The 16727-nt window shown below is 58.2% G+C and carries 20 protein-coding genes; 3 read left to right on the top strand and 17 right to left on the bottom strand.

The genetic code is table 11. The features are described from left to right. From RGCCGE502_RS09270 to RGCCGE502_RS09230, 9 genes are all read right to left on the bottom strand, one after another. Window positions 1-426, bottom strand: coding sequence for a hypothetical protein (locus RGCCGE502_RS09270; RefSeq protein ID WP_016553897.1), 426 nt, complete (start codon window positions 424-426; stop codon window positions 1-3). 19 nt (window positions 427-445) lie between these two features. Further along, complete coding sequence (locus RGCCGE502_RS09265; RefSeq protein ID WP_040674255.1) at window positions 446-988, bottom strand: head-tail connector protein; 543 nt, start codon at window positions 986-988, stop codon at window positions 446-448. After that, on the bottom strand, window positions 933-1154 hold the full coding sequence (locus RGCCGE502_RS09260) for a hypothetical protein (RefSeq protein WP_016553895.1): 222 nt from the start codon (window positions 1152-1154) through the stop codon (window positions 933-935). Before RGCCGE502_RS09260 ends, RGCCGE502_RS09265 begins: the two co-directional genes overlap by 56 nt. A 52-nt stretch (window positions 1155-1206) precedes the next feature. Next, complete coding sequence (locus RGCCGE502_RS09255; RefSeq protein ID WP_016553894.1) at window positions 1207-2460, bottom strand: phage major capsid protein; 1254 nt, start codon at window positions 2458-2460, stop codon at window positions 1207-1209. A gap of 87 nt (window positions 2461-2547) precedes the next feature. Then, window positions 2548-3159 (bottom strand): HK97 family phage prohead protease, encoded by a 612-nt coding sequence (locus RGCCGE502_RS09250; protein ID WP_016553893.1) that lies wholly within the window; start codon window positions 3157-3159, stop codon window positions 2548-2550. Continuing rightward, the gene (locus RGCCGE502_RS09245; RefSeq protein WP_016553892.1) at window positions 3156-4442 is read right to left on the bottom strand and encodes a phage portal protein; all 1287 of its coding nucleotides are present in this window, start codon (window positions 4440-4442) and stop codon (window positions 3156-3158) included. The genes RGCCGE502_RS09250 and RGCCGE502_RS09245 overlap by 4 nt, the downstream gene beginning before the upstream one ends. After that, window positions 4442-6007 carry a terminase large subunit gene (locus RGCCGE502_RS09240; RefSeq protein ID WP_016553891.1) on the bottom strand — a complete coding sequence of 522 codons (1566 nt, stop codon included), beginning with the start codon at window positions 6005-6007 and terminating at the stop codon, window positions 4442-4444. The genes RGCCGE502_RS09245 and RGCCGE502_RS09240 overlap by 1 nt, the downstream gene beginning before the upstream one ends. Beyond that, window positions 5991-6419 (bottom strand): hypothetical protein, encoded by a 429-nt coding sequence (locus RGCCGE502_RS09235; protein ID WP_016553890.1) that lies wholly within the window; start codon window positions 6417-6419, stop codon window positions 5991-5993. The genes RGCCGE502_RS09240 and RGCCGE502_RS09235 overlap by 17 nt, the downstream gene beginning before the upstream one ends. Before the next feature lie 104 nt (window positions 6420-6523). Next, entirely contained in the window at window positions 6524-6841 is a 318-nt protein-coding gene (locus RGCCGE502_RS09230; RefSeq protein WP_016553889.1) for an HNH endonuclease, read from the bottom strand. A gap of 55 nt (window positions 6842-6896) precedes the next feature. Between RGCCGE502_RS09230 and RGCCGE502_RS09225 the strand changes: the two genes are divergently transcribed. Continuing rightward, window positions 6897-7079, top strand: a complete 183-nt coding sequence (locus RGCCGE502_RS09225; RefSeq protein ID WP_016553888.1) for a DUF3606 domain-containing protein — start codon at window positions 6897-6899, stop codon at window positions 7077-7079. A gap of 334 nt (window positions 7080-7413) precedes the next feature. Then, window positions 7414-8100, top strand: coding sequence for a DUF6998 domain-containing protein (locus RGCCGE502_RS09220; RefSeq protein WP_016553887.1), 687 nt, complete (start codon window positions 7414-7416; stop codon window positions 8098-8100). Between the two features lie 142 nt (window positions 8101-8242). Here the strand turns inward: RGCCGE502_RS09220 and RGCCGE502_RS09215 are convergent, their stop codons facing one another. The 7 genes from RGCCGE502_RS09215 to RGCCGE502_RS09190 form a co-directional block, all read right to left on the bottom strand. Next, complete coding sequence (locus tag RGCCGE502_RS09215; RefSeq protein WP_016553886.1) at window positions 8243-9367, bottom strand: hypothetical protein; 1125 nt, start codon at window positions 9365-9367, stop codon at window positions 8243-8245. Continuing rightward, complete coding sequence (locus tag RGCCGE502_RS09210; protein WP_016553885.1) at window positions 9367-9765, bottom strand: hypothetical protein; 399 nt, start codon at window positions 9763-9765, stop codon at window positions 9367-9369. Before RGCCGE502_RS09210 ends, RGCCGE502_RS09215 begins: the two co-directional genes overlap by 1 nt. Further along, window positions 9762-10076: a hypothetical protein gene (locus RGCCGE502_RS09205; protein WP_016553884.1), complete on the bottom strand. Its 315-nt coding sequence runs from the start codon at window positions 10074-10076 to the stop codon at window positions 9762-9764. Before RGCCGE502_RS09205 ends, RGCCGE502_RS09210 begins: the two co-directional genes overlap by 4 nt. 2 nt (window positions 10077-10078) lie before the next feature. Then, window positions 10079-10252, bottom strand: coding sequence for a hypothetical protein (locus tag RGCCGE502_RS36525; protein WP_016553883.1), 174 nt, complete (start codon window positions 10250-10252; stop codon window positions 10079-10081). Window positions 10253-10525: 273 nt separating this feature from the next. Next, window positions 10526-12910, bottom strand: coding sequence for a bifunctional DNA primase/polymerase (locus RGCCGE502_RS09200; protein ID WP_016553882.1), 2385 nt, complete (start codon window positions 12908-12910; stop codon window positions 10526-10528). Next, a complete protein-coding gene (locus RGCCGE502_RS09195) occupies window positions 12879-13163 on the bottom strand; it encodes a hypothetical protein (protein WP_016553881.1) in 285 nt (94 codons plus the stop codon). Before RGCCGE502_RS09195 ends, RGCCGE502_RS09200 begins: the two co-directional genes overlap by 32 nt. A 109-nt stretch (window positions 13164-13272) precedes the next feature. Further along, window positions 13273-13503 (bottom strand): helix-turn-helix transcriptional regulator, encoded by a 231-nt coding sequence (locus RGCCGE502_RS09190; protein WP_016553880.1) that lies wholly within the window; start codon window positions 13501-13503, stop codon window positions 13273-13275. Window positions 13504-13609: 106 nt separating this feature from the next. On the opposite strand from RGCCGE502_RS09190, the gene RGCCGE502_RS09185 reads away from it, so the two are divergent. Continuing rightward, on the top strand, window positions 13610-14101 hold the full coding sequence (locus RGCCGE502_RS09185) for a helix-turn-helix domain-containing protein (protein WP_016553879.1): 492 nt from the start codon (window positions 13610-13612) through the stop codon (window positions 14099-14101). Between the two features lie 837 nt (window positions 14102-14938). Here the strand turns inward: RGCCGE502_RS09185 and RGCCGE502_RS09180 are convergent. Then, window positions 14939-16708: a hypothetical protein gene (locus tag RGCCGE502_RS09180; protein WP_016553878.1), complete on the bottom strand. Its 1770-nt coding sequence runs from the start codon at window positions 16706-16708 to the stop codon at window positions 14939-14941. Window positions 16709-16727 lie beyond the last annotated feature (19 nt).

Raw genomic sequence — 16727 nt, 5'->3', positions numbered from 1 at the left:
TTACGGGCTCGCTACGCCGGAGTATTGGGGGTCGACGTTAAGAACGCTCGTAGACGCCGCGAGGCCTATCAGTGTGTAATAGTCGCCACCGGTGATGTCTGCGACGGGGCAGAGCTTACCGGGAGTGTCCGAAAGGTAATAGGCAACGCCGGCAGTCAGCACTGCGCCGAGGGTGACAGGGCCGCTCACGAGGACGACAACCGGTTGGTTTGCAGCCGCGCTATTGAGGGCCACGCCGAGATTGGCCGTCTGGCCTCGTGCTTCTGCTGATGCCGAGTCGCTATCGGCCAGTTGCCATTTGCCCGTGGTCACGGTGTCGAGATAGACAATATCGCCTGCTGCAATGGCAGCACCAGCGGTCCCAGTCTTCTTTGCGGCGCCGTTCCCGGCAACCACGGCGCTGGCCGTAATAGAAATATCCGCCATCGGTTATCCTTCTGCGGCTCTAGCCGCGCCTGTAGTTGGAAAGCAGAGCGTCGAAAGCGCTCCAATCATCTTCTTGCGAGTTCTCGCGCGTCTCGTAGGCGTCAGCGATGTACAGCAAGATTGCATGCTTCACGGCAGCCGGCGCGTCCTCGTAGCCAGCAACCGCTGTCACCGTGATACGAGAGCCAGTCCGGACAACCGGCCACCGCTTGCCGTAAGCGAGGACAATGGATGGCTCCAGGCCATCGAGGCGGAGCTCGTAGACCGCCGCGTCCACAGTCTGCGGAGCGCCTTCAGTGTCGACATAAGCGATGCTCGCCACGCTCATCAGCGGCGCTACCGGCATCCGGGCCAGATCTGCCCAGCAGTCGCACTTCATCTCGACCGTCTGTTCTGCAAGCGTGATATTGCAGTATTTCTCAGCGTGGTCGCGAGCCGATGCGATCATCAATTGGATGTCCGCATCCTCATCGGAAAAACCGACGCGCAACCGCCGCTTTACTTCATCAAGACTGACCGGCTCCGTCGATGCCGGATCCACTATCGTTGTCGGATACCACATCGGCCTTGCCCTTCTTCTTCGCCGGCGCCTTGACTTCGGGCTCGGCATCAACGGCGTAACCAGCAGCCTTCAGGCGCTCGGCTTCGTCCGCTTCGAAATCATGTTCATCGCCAGGGGCGAGGTTGAATAGCGGACCAGACAGGCCCGTAAGCATTTTCAAGCGCATGTCGCCTCCGGAAAAAGAGGCGGGCCAGCCCGAGGGCCAGCCCGCTTATTGATTAGGCCTGAATCAGATGTTTGATTGCTGCCGTGTCTGCGAGCTCTCCATCGAAGCGGATGAGTCCGGCCACGCCAAGGTCGGGCCAAAATCTTTCTCTGAGGACGCCTATGACGGGCGAACCCACTTTTCGGACGAAATATTTATTGAAATCGCCGAAGAGAACCGTCTTCTGACCAGTAGCGATATCGGCCATGCTGTCGTTCACATTGAGCTTATAGCCCAGCAGCGTTGCCGGGCGGCCCTGAGTGACGTCGCCTGCGGACCAGATATAATCGCCATCACTATTTTTGAGCTTTCTCACCGCCTTAACCGTGAGATCGTTCATCATGAACGCCGTCTTCGGAGACTTGCGGTAGGCTCGATTGACCGAATGCTCGAGGTCGATAAGTTCGTCACAGGTTAGCGCAGTTGCAGAAGCTGCCGTCTTGCCAAGCGTCGACGCGGTAACTACGCCGTTCGGTGCAGACGAGCCGGTGCCGAGCGTGAGTTGAGCGTTAGCGATACGGCCCAAGCGTTCGCCGAGCAGATCCGCCAACAGGGCTTCCATCGAGAAGATGCTGTCTGCATCGAGCTCGAAAGACCACTTGATGAACTCGGTGTCGAAGACATAGGCGTCGAGCGACTTCTGTCCGAAAGTGACATCTTCCGAGCCGTCGTCCGTCAACGCAGTGCCTTCCGTATGGGCGCCTGCCGACTTCGCGGTGTCATTGATCGTCGGGACTTTCATCGGGTTGCCAGACGAAGACGTGATCACACGTGCGACATCGCCATCATACATCGGGCCCCAAGCCAGCATGCTGCGCACGATTTCGTTGGCAAGCTCAGTCGGAACCGTGAAACCACCTGCGCTCGCCGTGCCTGCGGTCTGGGTGCGCTGTTCGAACTTGGTCGTGCCTTGCTTCAGTACGGCTCGCTCTTCGGGGCTCAGATCGTCGAGGCCGCCGCAGACAACCTTTGCAAACACGTGGCGGTAGGAGAGCTTGTCGCCCTCGTCCTGGCCACGCTGCTCGCCTTCGCCAGAAATCGGACGACGCTCCTGGCGACGCTGCTCGAAGCGAGCTTCGATGTCTGCAAGCTTCTGCTCGCGCTCGATCAGCTTTTCCGTACGATCAAACTCTGCCATGATGGCATCGTGACGAGCGTCGAGTTCAGCGGCACGGCCCTCGTCGGTGTTCTTCTTGATTTCGTCGAGAGCTTCGCGGGCGTCGTGTACGAGCTTGCCGCGCTTCTCGTTAAGTTCTTTCAGGGACATACTATTCTCCAATAAAAAAGCCCGCCGAAGCGAGCCGTTGGGGTGAGATGGCAGGAAACCCTGCCCTCCGGCAAAAAGCCGGGTGGACTACGAAGCTTCCTGCCGGATGCCCCGAATTCGTTGCTCCAAGGCCGCGCGCCTTTCGGCCACGCGTCTTGCCGCCGCCGCCGCATTGTGTTTCGCGGAGCCGCCTTCTGCCCTCGCCGCATCGAGAGAGCGAAGGCCAATAGTCGTGTCTTCGTATGCAGGCCAAGCGACCGCGGAAACTTCAAAAAGTTCCACCGCCTGGATCGTGCGGATAGGTACGTCACCGGTCTCGTCCCAAGTCTCCTTGGTAACGCGGAATCCGAAACTCATGCCGGAGATGTCGCCCCGCTCGACTAGAACCCAAAGATCATTTCCGTCGGTAGTGTCTGGCACGTCGATCTCGACGCGCAGACCAGTGCCATCCTCGGACAGCCTGAGCGTCCCACTCTTTGTGCGGCCGATCACGCGGCCTGGGTCGTGATCGACCAAAGCCCGAATATCGCCGCCGATTGCAGCGGCGAACGCGCCTGGTGCGATCTTTTCTTGGAAGTAGCTCCCGATCATGGCCAGCCGCTCGAACTTGGCGGCGTAGCCGATCAGGGTACGCTTGCCGTCATCGGCGCGGTGCTCGACCGCGCCAACATAACTGCGCTTTTCAATATTGGTGGTCATGCGGCGTCCGCCTCGTCGTCGGATTTGTTGTCATTGGCAGGCGGATCGGCGGAGGCGCCCGCTTTGTTCTGCTGGCCGTACGTTGCTGTACCCAGCGGTGCCGTTGCCCCTTGCAGGAACAGATCATCGCCGTGCGGCATCGCGGGCCTGTCATCTAAAGCCCTGGCCTCATTGGGCGTCAGAAGCGCATTCTGAACAGCCTTTGCGAGACCTTCCATGCGGGTGGCGAAGTCTCCGCGCATCAGCCCGTCAAGCACATGACGCACGTAACGAGAGCCCCCACTACGTCCGAAGAACTTCAGATTGATTTCGTCCTCTAAGGCTTTGGCCCACTGACCAATCAGATGCTGAACCAGCATCAAATTTTGCTGCTCGGTATTCGCCATGGTGCCGTGCGTCAGATCCTGCAGAAATACCGGCGGAAGCTGATACACACGTGCAATCTCTTCCGCTTGAAATCGGCGTGCCTCGACCATCTGCCCCCTGGCAGGATCGATACCGACCGGCGAGAGCTTGTAGCCCGCCGGGATCGGAAAGATTGGCTCGTCGGCATTCTTGGCTGCATCCACCGACCGCTTGATGTCGGCCTGGGCTCGCTTCATCGCCTCGGCGCCAGCCGGCAGCGGCCCCTCCAACGCGAGTGGCGGAACGCCACCACCTGCAAAAAAGTTGCTGCCGTAGTCATTCATGGCTATCGCAAGCTGAATCGCCTTTGATGCCTGGTTGATCGGGCCGTAGTGCTTCAGTCCGCAACTGCGCCGCATGAACGGTACGTCGATTACGTCGCCCGCGTCATACGTCTTGCCCTCAAACTCGTATACGATTTTCAGGCCGACACGCTTGATGGTGGTCTTCGCGGGATCCATTGGCCAAAGCGAGTCGATGCCCTGCGGCGTGCGCTCGATATAGGCAAGGCCGCGGCCGCCGGTGAATACCTGCTGCCAGAACCACTGCCAAAAACCGAAGGAGCCAATCGAGTCGTTCGGCGCTGCGTTCACGACCGTTTCAAGCCTACCGCCCAGGCGCCTCGCACCATCTTTGGTATCGCGATATGCATGGCGAGGCAGCGCAGCTAGCGTCCGCGATAGAAACGCGACAGCCGCCCAGACGGCTGGCACGCGGAGAGCGTTGTCGATCGTGACGTGTGGGAGGTTGGCGCTCTGGACGCCGAAGAATGCCAGAAAGTTCTCCGCGCTCACCGGCACCGTTGGATTTTCAATGCTCGCGCGTGTTTCTGGCGCGTTGTCCGCGTTTCGGCGGGAAAATCTGTCAAAAATACCCATTATCCCGCCATTAGTTGGAAGTTTGGATCGTCCCAGGGAGACGTTGCGGCGACCGTCGGCACGTATTCCTCCGCCACCGATAGCGCCATGACGAGCGAGACCATGCCATCGATACGGCCTCGGCTACCCGCCTTCGTCAGCTTTCGGTTCCCCGCATCGTCTTTTTTGACGACCGCGTTACCAGCGCACATGGTAAGGACCGGATGGTCGCCGTGCCTGATCTTGTTGTTGAGGAGAAGCGATTCCGCAGTGCGTAGCGCTGGGGACATCGAAACGAAGCCTTGGCCGAACTCGACGAATTTCGCTTCGATTTCTCCCTCGGAGAAGCCGGCTTTGAGAAGCCATGGCCTCAAGTGCCGGAAATTGTACCGGTCGAAGGCCATCTTCTGGACATCAACCTCGTCACAAACGTCTCGGATGTGCCTGGCGATAAGTTCGTACTCGATGCTCTTCGCGCCCTCTATGGCTTCGATGAAGCCATCCGCCGCCCAAACATCATAACCAACCCGGTCCATGCGAGATTTAGCAACCAAGCCTTCGCCGGGCAGCCAGAAGTGAGGACGAACGTCCCAGAGCGTCGTGCCATCGACGTCTGCCGGCGCCACAAGCACCAGACTCGTTAAGTCATTGCACTCGCTGAGGTCCAGCCCGCCGAATACCGGACGGTGGGCGAGATCCCTGTTCGGCTCCGTTGCATTTTCCATCCAGATTTTGCGGGAGACGAACGGATTGCTGGTCTCGACCCTGCGGTTCAGTACTAGGTTCTCGAACTCCGCGGCACGCGCCGGCATGTTCCGCGCATCTTCCATCATGCCCAAGACTTCCTCTTGGTTCATGAACAGGTCGAATGCCGGATTTGCAGCTCGCACAGCCTCAACCGTGAACGGATCGAGCTCCGCTGGCGCAGTTTGGAAACGCAGAACGGTGCGAGGATCGCGTCCCTTCTGAGCGTCGTCGATCAACACGGAAAGCAGGTCCGCCTCGGTCGGCGCCTGCGTACTAATGATAATTGAAAGCGGCTCGCCCTGAGCGGCCGTTGCCGTCTCGAGCGCGTCATACAGCGGCGAACGCGGCCCCTTAACCTGGCCGAGCTCATCATGGATCGTCAGAACTGGCGAAAGACCATAGGCTGTGGCTGCATCGGCCGACAGAGCTCGATACACAGTGCCAAGGTCTCGGCACACAATGCGCTTGCCACTATCCTTGGGCTCAGCAAAGGCCGATAGGATCGGCGACATACGGATCATCTTTGCAGCCAACTCAAAAAGAATAGCTGCCTGGTCACGAGACTGAGCTGCGCTAAACAGCTGGCTGTTTGGCTTTGCTTCGGGCCCACAGAGGTGGAGCAGAAGGACCATGGCGCTCTCAGTAGTCTTGGCGTTCTTACGGCCTCGAGAGATGATTGCTCGGCGCGTGCCATGAGGATTGTCGTAGATGGCGCGAAGGTCATCTTTCATGAACTCTGCCAGCTTAATCGGCTGGCCAACAAACCGCCCCTCAGGAATGCGAATGTGCTTTTCGAGCCACCGGATATTGCGCTCAGCGCGGCTAATCGTCTTCGCCATAATCCTCCCACGGAGCGGTTATCTGTCCCGGCTTCCGTGCCGATTCAGCGCGGACCGTGGCCTGCTGCGTGATCCTCATTCGGGTTGCGAGCGAAGATATCGCCCTACCCTCGCGCTCCTGCATCTTGAGAAGCTTGTCGTAACCATCGACGTCGAAAGCTTCGGCTTTCTCAGCCTTCTGGATCAATTGCGCGACGCGCCGCGCCACGATCACGTGGCGACAATATTGGGTAAGCATGGCATGGGTTTCACGGGGAAACCAATCAGCCGGCATGCGGTCAACGACGGCCCGCCACTCCGCGCCCTGCTCTGCAGTGAGCTCACGCGGCGGCTGTGGACGGTTGATAACCTCTACATTGGAGGCAATCACAATCTCCGTGCTAGCCGCCGACTTGCGTCCGCGAGCCGCCATCGAAACTCTCCGATCGAAAACTTTTTTCTACAGGTTTAGACTAAATTGCCCCCGACGCCGATACCCGCGCTGACGGCGGGACCTTCGGCCCCTCCCCCTCCGGCTCAATGACCGTTTCGCCACTCTGGCCAACCGTCGCCATCGAGGCGCGTGTCCACCGCTCCGCGATCAAGGCGTTGCTTCGTTCCATCATGATGCGGACGACATAGGGATTGGAGATTGTATGGGTCGTGGAAAAGAGCCAGGTCGCCTTTGTGATTGTGGATGTGGTCCACGACTTCGGCCGCCGTCACTTCCTCAGCCTCGATGCAGAAGCGGCAAAGTGGCTCGATGCTGAGCTGATAGTGCCGCAACTTCCGCCAGGCAGATGTCTTATACAGTCGTTGCCACTTGCGGGCTTCTTCGCTGCGATAGTCGTTCAAAAGGAACTCCGAGACTCCGTCGCGCGTTCAGTCTCGGCAAACGGAGGAGCAATCAATGGCAGACGACAAAAGCAAGCGCGGTAGCGCAGATCGAGACCGCGTGTCATCGAGTGAAGGTTATGAAGTCGCCTACTTCGCAAAGAAGCACGGCATCTCGACCGAAGACGCAAAGCGGATTATCAAAACCCACGGCCCAGATCGAGACGCTTGCGACAAGGCAGCCAACCGGATGAAATAGCGGCAGCGGCGGGGAGCCGGTGTTGCCAGCTCAACCCGCCACGCGCACCACCGTCGCCGGAGAGGCCAGCGCCGTGTGATCTGAAATGTTGGTGAAGTGGTCGGTCACCCGGTGCATGGGGCGAGCCGACCTTGCGCTCCGTTTGGGGAACGGGTTCAGCGCATGTCACCATGTGGGGATGCGCTGCTCTAATTGCAATATGAAACCGAAAGCAGCGAGGAGCATCTAAGCTCTACTCGCCGCATGGAATGCTCGTCGCTGGAGGAGGCAGCGCCAAGCAATTGGAAAGGATGTTGGTGTAGGTTTCCTTCCTGTACACCTTCGGGAGCTGGGAATGGCATTAAGTCAGTTCGAAATTATCAAGTCGTTGGGTGAGGCGCTTTCCTGGTTCGAGCGAGAACTGGCATGGGGAGTGCCCGCGGTCGAGATCAGCCACCTCACCGGCCGCATAGGTGAGCTATACGCAGCCATGATCACCTATGGACAGATGGCCACCGAACCCAACCAACGAGGTTACGATGTCGTAAGCGCGGCCGGTGAGCGCATCTCCGTCAAAACGGTTACCTCAGAAATTCCTGTAGCATTCAACGAAAACACCTTCGATCTGGTGGATCGTGTCATGGTTCTAAAGCTGAACGCCAAAGAGTTAGCAATCGAGATTTTGATGGATGCTCCGGCTACGCAGGCAAAGGAGGCAATGCGGACCTGGGGCGGAAGGCTGGTTCTGCCGATCAAATCTCCCGCCCAAGCTGACACGCTACCGCGAACCGACCTGCTGATTACTAAGCAAGCGATGGCCGGTGATATCGAGATCCGACAGTATGAGAACGGCACCGTAGAGGTCGTTCAGAACGCACGATTGATAACTCCCGCACTACCAATTCTCCGAACAATCGCGGCCGGGATGGGCATTGATCATTTCAACAGCACGGGAACGCCGAAGAACACGCGCCACCTAGGTGACCAGATCATCCGTGAGCTCCTTGCAAGAAAGCAAGAGGCATCGGCTACAGATGAATAGGATCGAGGCAGTCCCTATCGAACTCGCGAGCTTATAGCGTCCGCGTTTGATGGCGCCTCAAACAGAAACGGCCGCACGAGGCGGCCGCTGGGTTTTAGAACCCTTCAATAAAATACGGGGTGGCGCGCGGCTTCATTGGACATCAAGCCGCGATTTTTTCTTCTCCTGCGAAAGGTTTATCGCCTTCGACCTCACGCAGCAGGAGGATCAGCGCATCGATCGCTTCGTCGATGAGTGTTCCGCCGCGCTTTTCGGCGTAGGCTGGTGACAATCCCGTAGCAGTGCCGATCTCGACTGCCGATGATGCGTGCGTGATCGCCATATCGAGTATGCGAGCATGATCGCCCAATCTACTGCGCAGATAGCGCTCAAGGCTAAGCCCTTCCGCGCGGCTGATTAGTTCGGGCTCCCGCGCTGCCGGCGTGGACGCTGTTGGGGTTGGCGCTTTGATTCCACCGAAGAAGAATGCCCCTTTAGCGATGGCTGTGGGGGAACGTGTAGATGGAAACGGCAGATCCTTGAAACTCACTGATCCATCGACTCCCAACTGCTTCAGTATCGCCCGTGCCTTCGCCGCCTGGCTAGACGGCTGGTAGCAATCGCCCAGTGCGGAGGCTCCTGACATTGGGCGGTGGTACGGTTCGGCCGTGAACGGAGAGATAGCGCCAGTCAATGCGAGGTAGCTGCGGATGCCGCTCGCGGATCGCTCAGCCTTTGCGGAACCCTTGACTCCGCGAGATCGCTCGACTGGACCCAGCGGACGTCCCTTCTTGGTGACAGCCCATTGGACGAGCTCGCCCTTGCGGAAAAGGAGGTTGCCGATCTGCGCTTCCAAGGCACCATTTCGGTTGGTGCGGTACTGCGTGGATGGCTCTGGCGTGTCGCTATAGGCGTTCACCATTTTCCGCGTCCAATGCCACCGCTCGCGGCCAATCACTGCCCGCCCTACTCCGGCCATCAGTTCTGCCTCCGACGGGCGGATTTCGATTGTGGCCTCTTCGTTCTTGTCATCGTCCTCGTCGAGGATCACCATTTCCTTGGGGAACAACAAGTAACGCCAGCGTTGGAGTCCGCGAATGCGATCTGCGTCGCGACGGTAGGCCAGACGCTCAAGTGCCGGCCACGCCAGAACCTCCGTAACAGGCTTATTGTCATTGGCCGGTGCGCGGACCTTAGTGACTGTCGCCGTTGCAGCCTTTTTGGCCGGCGACGCGGTTTGCTCAGCCAGCAGGCTGGCCAGTTGCGAAAAGTCACGTGCTTTGGTCATTAGCGGCTCCACTTCGGTTTCGGGTCTGGCAGATTCCAAATGGCCTCCGACAGGTGATTTGGCACGTCGTCAGGCTCTGCGAGGTTTACGGCAAGGCCCTTGGCGAGCCTGAAAGCGCCGAGCCTTCCCTCCTCCGCCTCCCTCCGGGTGACGCAAAGCGACAAATCGTATTCGGCCTGCCGCTTGATCTTGGCCTTCTCGGCCTCCAGTTCCGCGATGCGGTTTTGAAGGATACCGATCGTCCGGTGAGCATCGGTGAGGTGCCTGCGATAATGGTCGCCTCTGGCTCGCGGATCCCTTGGGGCTGTGCCGTCAGCAACAGCAGTGAGTATCGCCTCTTTCGCAATTGCGGTTTCGCGCCGAGCGGATTGCTCGGCAGTTCGAATGCGTCGGCTCATGAGTTCACAACTTCTTCGAGAAGCGGTGAAAGGTGGTAGGCAACCGATGCCCGATACTTGGTCGGCCACGCTGATGGCATTTCGGCCATCGCAACGGCGGCGCCGTGTCCCTGCCCCGCCAGTGGGTTGTGCCTCAGGAAGGCCGCGCGGATGCTATCGCCGTGGTACTGTTGAACGTAGGTATCGGCGACGGGCTGTGCGGCGGCTACCGCTTCATAGAACCGCTGTAGCGAATTGCGAATTCGAGCAACGTCGGATCCCGTGGCTGCGATGTCATGCTTGGCTGCGAATGCTTCTGCTGCTGAGCTCATTTTCAATACCCTCCAAGTTCGGTGCGTTCGACCCAATGCCACTCCCAAGTTCGGTGCGTTTCGCACCAGACCAGCGCTAATTGCTCGTCGCCCGATATCTCGTCCAAGCTATCGACCTGCGAGGGGTCGAGGTCATGGACGACCGTCTTCCCATTTTTCGCTTCCTGTATTTTCACCAGTGTCTTCCCTCCTTCGCGCGCGTGAGTGCGTTGCGTTTTTGTGCCGTTAAAACCTCTCCGGGGACGTACCCCCAGTACTGTTGTACCCATCCTTATATATGTTATTGTTTTTATTGTATTTTTTAAACGCAAGAGTGGGGTAAAGGGTGGGTGCAAGACTGGGGTGAAGGGTGGGTGAAGACTGGGGTGAAATCACCACTGAATTTCCTGAGCGACTAAGATTGCACCCAGTCTTCCCCCATGCTCATACCCGTCCTTGAACCCGGTCTTTCACCCACCCTCGACTGGGATGATCAATGCGCCTTTGGGGATAAATTCAGCTGCCCAAAACCGCACCTTCGTCTGCCCACTATCGGTCGTCAGCTTGGCGAGATGGACCTCCCTCGCCTGGCGAAGCATCGAGACGATGTCATCCAGTCGCCTCCGATCGATCGCGCCGCGGAGATTTTTGACGATATCCCGCATGGTGATCCCCGAAGAACCGCGCCTTACCGCTTGCTGGCGCACCCGGAGGTATTCGGCAGCCTTTTCGTTGTCTGCGATATGGTGATCCGCGCCGCGGAGAATTGTCTGTAGGGAGTTCTCCGCAACCGCGTTCGCCCACTCCTGAATTTCCGCTGTAATCACAGGCTCTTTCGGATCGCAGCCGACAGCGACGATCAAAGCTAGGCGAGCAGCATTTTCCCCCACCCGATTCAAGATCGGGCGGTACTGTGGGTCAATCGATGTCTTCATTGACCGAATCCGATCGTCGAACTCTTCGAAGATGTCGTCCACCCCGTAGCCCCATTCGGCAGTCATGATGGGGCTCGGCTTTTCGTCGGACTTAGCGTTCAGCGCAAAGAATGGCCCAGTGAACCGCCCTGCTGAAAGGCCGAGGAGATCGGCAACTCTGTTCGAAAGCGCCTGCGGAATATCTTCTATGCTGTTCGCCGGTCGCCGAACCTTGACCGGCTCGGCCGAGCCAACGTCAATTAGAACCAGTCGGCCGAGTAAACCCTCGCTTATGTTTCCGCTTGATAGGGCGCTCCAGAAGGTCGACGGCGTCGAAATGCCATGCAGCGTGAAACATGGGGCAACGATGCGCGCAACGTTTCCAGCAGCCTTCTCTTGGCCGCCCCAGAAGCCTTGAGGCGCACCTGTGAGCTCCATCAACGCACTTGCAATTTCAGCTCGATGGGTGGCGACGTTCCTCCCTGTGTGATCTGCCAACCACCGGCCAAACTCGTCCTGGATACATACCGAGCTTGGGGATTTCCGAAGCTTATTGGTCAGGCCAGGGAGGCTTCGGATCTGATCCATGAACAGCCATTCGGACACCTTGGACCCCCAACTCGTGCTGTCGGCCAAAGCAGCGGACGCGCGAATGGTCGCGTCTTTGCCAAACCCTGACTCTGCTAGTCCGACGAGGTAGATGTTCGACCTGAGACCGGTCGGTCCTTTGAACCGTCGGCCAATCAGACCAGCAGTGAACGCAAGACTTGCCACCAGAGCTAGGTGGGGCGACGGAAAACGAGCGCAGCCAACGATGAACTTCGCGAACTCGCCGACGGCCCCTGGTGGATAGCAAAGATGCTCAGGGAGACCGGCGACCGAAGGCATGGCTACCTTCTGCTCAGCGTCATTCTCTTCATCGGGCTCGTCATCGTTCGCCGCGGCGATGGGCTGCTTTTTCAAAGACCCAAGCGTCATCCTCACGCCGAGGTCTTGTTGCCATCCGAAGTCAACAGGGTCCCGCGCCAGCCGTTCACACAGCCAGAAGGCTGCATGTTTCGCGGTGGGCGCACCACCAAAATCCATCACGAGTTCGATCGCCGTGCACGTTTTTTCGGTGCCGAAGTCCTGAATGCCATCTGGATGGATCGAGATGTCCTCCTCAAGAGAGCGTCCCAAATCCTCCGACGTGACGCGCCATGCACCGGTCCCAGCCTCCTGCCGGGCATACGGAAATAGGTTGCTTACCCATCGATCAGGATCAGCAAGAGCCGCAGAATTGACCTGTCTCCAGAAACTGCCGCCAATCGCCTGTGCGACATGCGGCTCTGCTTTCTTGCTCACGGCGACGCCGACGGAGGCCAAGTAGAGATCAGCGTCAGCGACGAAACCGTCGATGGTTTCAGCGTCAATCTCGGGCAGGGTGTAGAATGGAACGTCTAGGGGTGATGCGCTCACCCACTGGTACGGGTTTCCGGTGTCAGGATGAACGCCGAACGCTACAAACTGCTGGCCGTCGCCCAGGATTTCCACCTGGCAGTCGTGACCATTTACAATGTACTTGCCGGTGATCTTTTTCCGCCTGGCGGCTGTCGTGCGGAATATAAACGTGATTTTGGGAGCGCGGCCTACGCGCTGCAGCGCCTCAGATGCACCAGGGAGGGCGAGAGCCATTGTGCGCAAGTGCTCCGCTGCATCCGCGTCTGGTGCGTCGATATCAATGGCGACAACATCGCCGCACAAGATGCCGGTGTTACGGTGGTCTGGGAAGGCACGGATTTGCCCGTCAATCTGCTCCGGCTTCGGGTGGAATTTCGACCAACCCCTTATCTTTGGCCGCTTGCCGTCGACCGGCACGGGAATGTAGCCATTTGCCAGGAGCGTGCGGCGAAGGTCGCCGAGGTCTAGATCAGGCGATGTCTTTGGTGCTGGTAGCTTCATGTGACTTTCGGTCTCCTGCCAAGGCTTCCATTGCTGCGCGGGTGATCTGCAGAGCAGCTTCACGCGAGAAAGTGACGCAACGCTTTCCACCGGCTGCATTCGGTCCATATGCAAGTCTGGAGCCGCGTGGCCCGGCGACCAGCCGCATTCCAAGGACGCGGACGTGATCGGACAAGGCGACGTCGAAAGTCGCTACCGTCGAATATCCGTCGTCACCATTCGGTGACGCACGATCAATCCGGAGAATTCGCAAAGTTCCTCCTCTCGCCGGCCGCAGCCGGTCGGTTCGGTGTTGATGATGTGGGCAGGACTATTCTCAGCATCCGACGGCGATTGTCCGGAGCTGCCGGCGGAAATATTTCTTAGGCAGCCGCCATGGCGCGGGCGTTGTCGTTCGCGATCGGCAGGCTTTCGATCCACAATGCGATCGAGCTGGCTTTCCAGCGGACGCAAGCGTCGGAAAGCACCAACGGCCTCGGGAAGGTCCCCGCTGCCATTCGGCGATAGATGGTGCTCGTCCCGAGAGACGTCACCGCCCTTACTTCTCGAAGCTTCAGAAGTCGCTCCGGCAGGTTATCGTTTGAAATTTCCATCAGGCCCTCCTTTGTGTCCATATCGACAAATTTTGTCATCACGGTTACAATTAGTGTAAAGTTACAAATTTGTCAAGATGGTCACTATTGCCATGGAGGTTCACCGGTGTCTCGCCTTTCCCAAATGCTGTCTGCCGAACTCAAAAGACGTGGCAAATCCGAGCGCGAGCTTGCCCGCGAATTCGGCTGGAGCCAGCAGGCCTTCAATACGTGGAAGACGGGCGGCGTACCGCGCCAGCAGTTCTTTGTTCGCCTCGGTGACTTCCTAAATATTTCGCAGACCGATCTTCAGATGCTCATTGATGAGGCGAAGGAAGGCGCGGGCAGCACTAAACTACCAAACATGGGCGCACCCATGATGGGTCGGGGATCTCCACAGCATGTTACAATCGACCAGTTCCCATTCGGCTATGCCAAGCCTCAAATCGAGGGCACGTACGCTGTCCGTGTAGATGGGAGGATCTATTGGGTGAATCCAAACCTCACCCCGATCGACGGCAACCTGGTACTAGTCCGCAGCGGCAGCAATGGTAAGCTCGACACATGGCCGTGCGACGGCGAATCTGTTCACGTCGTCGTCCTCGCCGAGATGATTTGAAAATTGGGGGTACCTTTGGGGGTATGTTCAGTTTTCGCTTAAATACTCGTAGCCAATATCAATAACTTAATGGCTACAGATACGCAGACACCTCTTCCGCCAATCATATTGATTTAATTTCGTTTTTGCGTTGGCCGCTCGCCACAACCGAGGAAAAAGGTGGCCGGGGCGCGGCTGCTGATTGGATCAGCGATACTCGTCCTTGTGATAACCAGCGCGAAGTTTCGTTGGAGTCGAAGCGCTGGTTCAGCAGAGGCCCGCGCCCCTCATCTCTCAGTAGTGGCCGATGCCGCCATCCTGAAGTCGACGAAAGACAAACTTGTCCCAAGGCGATGGCAATAGGCAAGCGGACCAACGGATCTCCAACACCGGCCGCGCTGGTGACCATACGGGGCTACTTTTGGTAATCGGCAGGAACAAAAGCCGAGTACTCGCCCGTTAGTAGGCGCAGGAGAGCGCGTTGGTCGGTCTGAAGCCATGGTTGCAGGCGGGATTCACGGAATGCCGTGGTTGGTATTGGAAATCAGGTCGATTTGAATTTTGCTGGGTCGTACAAGCCGAAGCAATCGCGGTCAGCCCGATCAGCACTCCGGCCACTACGAGAGTCGGAAATTTGCTCATCTGTATCTCCTCGCATAGTGAACTACGTGGGGGACAATCTACCGCCCCAATATCTATCGGGCGAGCCCTCCTGCTCCACAGCTCGCGGCACTGAGGAAGAGGGATTCTAGCTTCCGGTATGAGAGCGTTCCTCGCAGGATCGCGCCCTCCAACAGAGAATTGCGTTTAGCCAACGCCGAAGGAAGAGCTGGAGATGGTTACCGCCACTCCGTTACGTCAAGGCAGCATCGCCCTGCACAATTGGTATCGATGCGAACCGCTGCCGATCCCCGCCGTGAATACGGTGCAACTCTCGGGATCCAGGGTGAATCCTGCCTGAGCAACGATCTGACCAGCCTGCTCGCGACGTGCCCGCTCCGAGGCGCCAACATCGACCTTCCTCGATTGCGGCACGTCAAGGCGGCACGCGGCATCGTCGGCCTCCGAGGCGACAACATCTGCACGCAGGCGCAACTGCGAGACGATGGACCGGAGAAAGCCGCAGCCCTTGGGGCTCGCCGTCAACTTTATCCGACGTGCAAGGTCATCGTAAAAGGCCATATCGGAGGCACGGGTGTTATCTTCACCGTCCGTGATTACAAAGATCGGGCCGCCGCGTCCCCGTGCAATCTCCTGGGCCTTTTCGTTGTAGGCTGGAGCAGCGGGAAAAGCGGTCGCCAGGCCGACAAAGGCGATCTCAGGGTGAAAAAGACTGACCAGCCAACCCAGCGGTTTTTGGGCGCTTGCCAGGAGAACGGTCGCGCGAGTGGGATCAGGCAGCGCCGGGGCTTCTGCGTGGTATAGCGGGTCTCCCCATCCCTCATGGCCCCAGGTACGAGCTCCGGCCGTCAGAACAACCGCAGCTGCGGCAACCAACAACCATTTGGCTGTGCGACGCGCATATGTATAGGGACGCAGCTGTGTCAGAAGGATGAACAACGCAAGCGGCAAAAGGACTTCAAACGACACCATGTATCTGGAGATGCTAAAGAGTTGCATCCACAGCAGATAAGCTGTCGCGATGAAGAGTAGCAGGAACGATGCCTCGGGTCTAAGAGTGGGCGTCGCACCAAGGTACCGAGCCCAGAGCTTTCGCAGCGTCCAGATCCAGAACGTCATATAGACGATGGGCCAGATAATTTGCCTAAGTGGCAGCTCGCCAACTCTGCGAGGGTTTACGGAGAAAATGAACGGCCAAAAAAACGTCTCGAGGAGGCCTTGCGGGCGCCAACGCATGTCGGCGACGCCGACTGGCGCAACAAGCGGGTGCGGAAAGACGTTGCTGAATTGTGGAAAGAGCGGATTACCGAATTCTTGTGCCAACCGTATCATCCAGTGGGCACCCGTTATGGCGAAGCCAATTATTGCAGCGACGCCGAAACCAATCGACAACCACAATCGCAGGGTCAACGTACCACGGCCGCTGAACAATAAGGCGACACAGATCGAAAACGCAGGGACGACGTTTGTCAGCTTCAGCCCCATGCTGAGGCCAGCCAACAAGCCAGCGGTCACGAGGAGCATCGCCGCCGCCATGTCGCAATTTCGGAGGGTCGACCAATTTGAAACGATGATAAAGACCGAGCCGAGAATGAAGAGTGCGGTCGTGTTGTCTCCCATGGAATTGCCAACTTCAGACAAAAAGACCGCGGTGAGGCACCCCGAAAGCGCAAGCAGGATCGGCAGACGGTATCGATCCTCAATGGGCCTTTCCGGAAGGACTACGGACGCAATACCCATGACGAAGACGAAAGTCATGCCGTGCAGCATCCCTTGCAAGAAGCCTGACATTGCGGGAGGCAGCGTTCGGTTGAGAAGATATGGGAAGAGATCTAGCGTCGGATTGAAATATCCCTGAAATCCAGCAGGTGCCAGGTCGATTGACACCTTGCCATTCATCAACGCGAACGGCGCATAGACGTGATAGTTGTAGAGGTCCCAGTTTGCATCCGCACCCAGGATCACGGAATAGAAGCCGAATAACAGCGGAACGACGATAGCGGCCACTAACGGCGCCTGAGGTTTA

Source organism: Rhizobium grahamii CCGE 502, assembly GCF_000298315.2.
GTDB lineage: Bacteria > Pseudomonadota > Alphaproteobacteria > Rhizobiales > Rhizobiaceae > Rhizobium > Rhizobium grahamii.
This window is presented reverse-complemented; position numbering and strand designations above follow the sequence as displayed.

Coding starts and splice junctions, on each gene's coding strand:
- RGCCGE502_RS09190 (WP_016553880.1), bottom strand. CDS start 13,503: ATGGAAATTTCAAACGATAACCTGCCGGAGCGACTTCTGAAGCTTCGA.
- RGCCGE502_RS09210 (WP_016553885.1), bottom strand. CDS start 9,765: ATGAGCCGACGCATTCGAACTGCCGAGCAATCCGCTCGGCGCGAAACC.
- RGCCGE502_RS09255 (WP_016553894.1), bottom strand. CDS start 2,460: ATGTCCCTGAAAGAACTTAACGAGAAGCGCGGCAAGCTCGTACACGAC.
- RGCCGE502_RS09235 (WP_016553890.1), bottom strand. CDS start 6,419: ATGGCGGCTCGCGGACGCAAGTCGGCGGCTAGCACGGAGATTGTGATT.
- RGCCGE502_RS09265 (WP_040674255.1), bottom strand. CDS start 988: ATGTGGTATCCGACAACGATAGTGGATCCGGCATCGACGGAGCCGGTC.
- RGCCGE502_RS09205 (WP_016553884.1), bottom strand. CDS start 10,076: ATGAGCTCAGCAGCAGAAGCATTCGCAGCCAAGCATGACATCGCAGCC.
- RGCCGE502_RS09215 (WP_016553886.1), bottom strand. CDS start 9,367: ATGACCAAAGCACGTGACTTTTCGCAACTGGCCAGCCTGCTGGCTGAG.
- RGCCGE502_RS09220 (WP_016553887.1), top strand. CDS start 7,414: ATGGCATTAAGTCAGTTCGAAATTATCAAGTCGTTGGGTGAGGCGCTT.
- RGCCGE502_RS09240 (WP_016553891.1), bottom strand. CDS start 6,007: ATGGCGAAGACGATTAGCCGCGCTGAGCGCAATATCCGGTGGCTCGAA.
- RGCCGE502_RS09250 (WP_016553893.1), bottom strand. CDS start 3,159: ATGACCACCAATATTGAAAAGCGCAGTTATGTTGGCGCGGTCGAGCAC.
- RGCCGE502_RS09245 (WP_016553892.1), bottom strand. CDS start 4,442: ATGGGTATTTTTGACAGATTTTCCCGCCGAAACGCGGACAACGCGCCA.
- RGCCGE502_RS09270 (WP_016553897.1), bottom strand. CDS start 426: ATGGCGGATATTTCTATTACGGCCAGCGCCGTGGTTGCCGGGAACGGC.
- RGCCGE502_RS09260 (WP_016553895.1), bottom strand. CDS start 1,154: ATGCGCTTGAAAATGCTTACGGGCCTGTCTGGTCCGCTATTCAACCTC.
- RGCCGE502_RS09200 (WP_016553882.1), bottom strand. CDS start 12,910: ATGAAGCTACCAGCACCAAAGACATCGCCTGATCTAGACCTCGGCGAC.
- RGCCGE502_RS09225 (WP_016553888.1), top strand. CDS start 6,897: ATGGCAGACGACAAAAGCAAGCGCGGTAGCGCAGATCGAGACCGCGTG.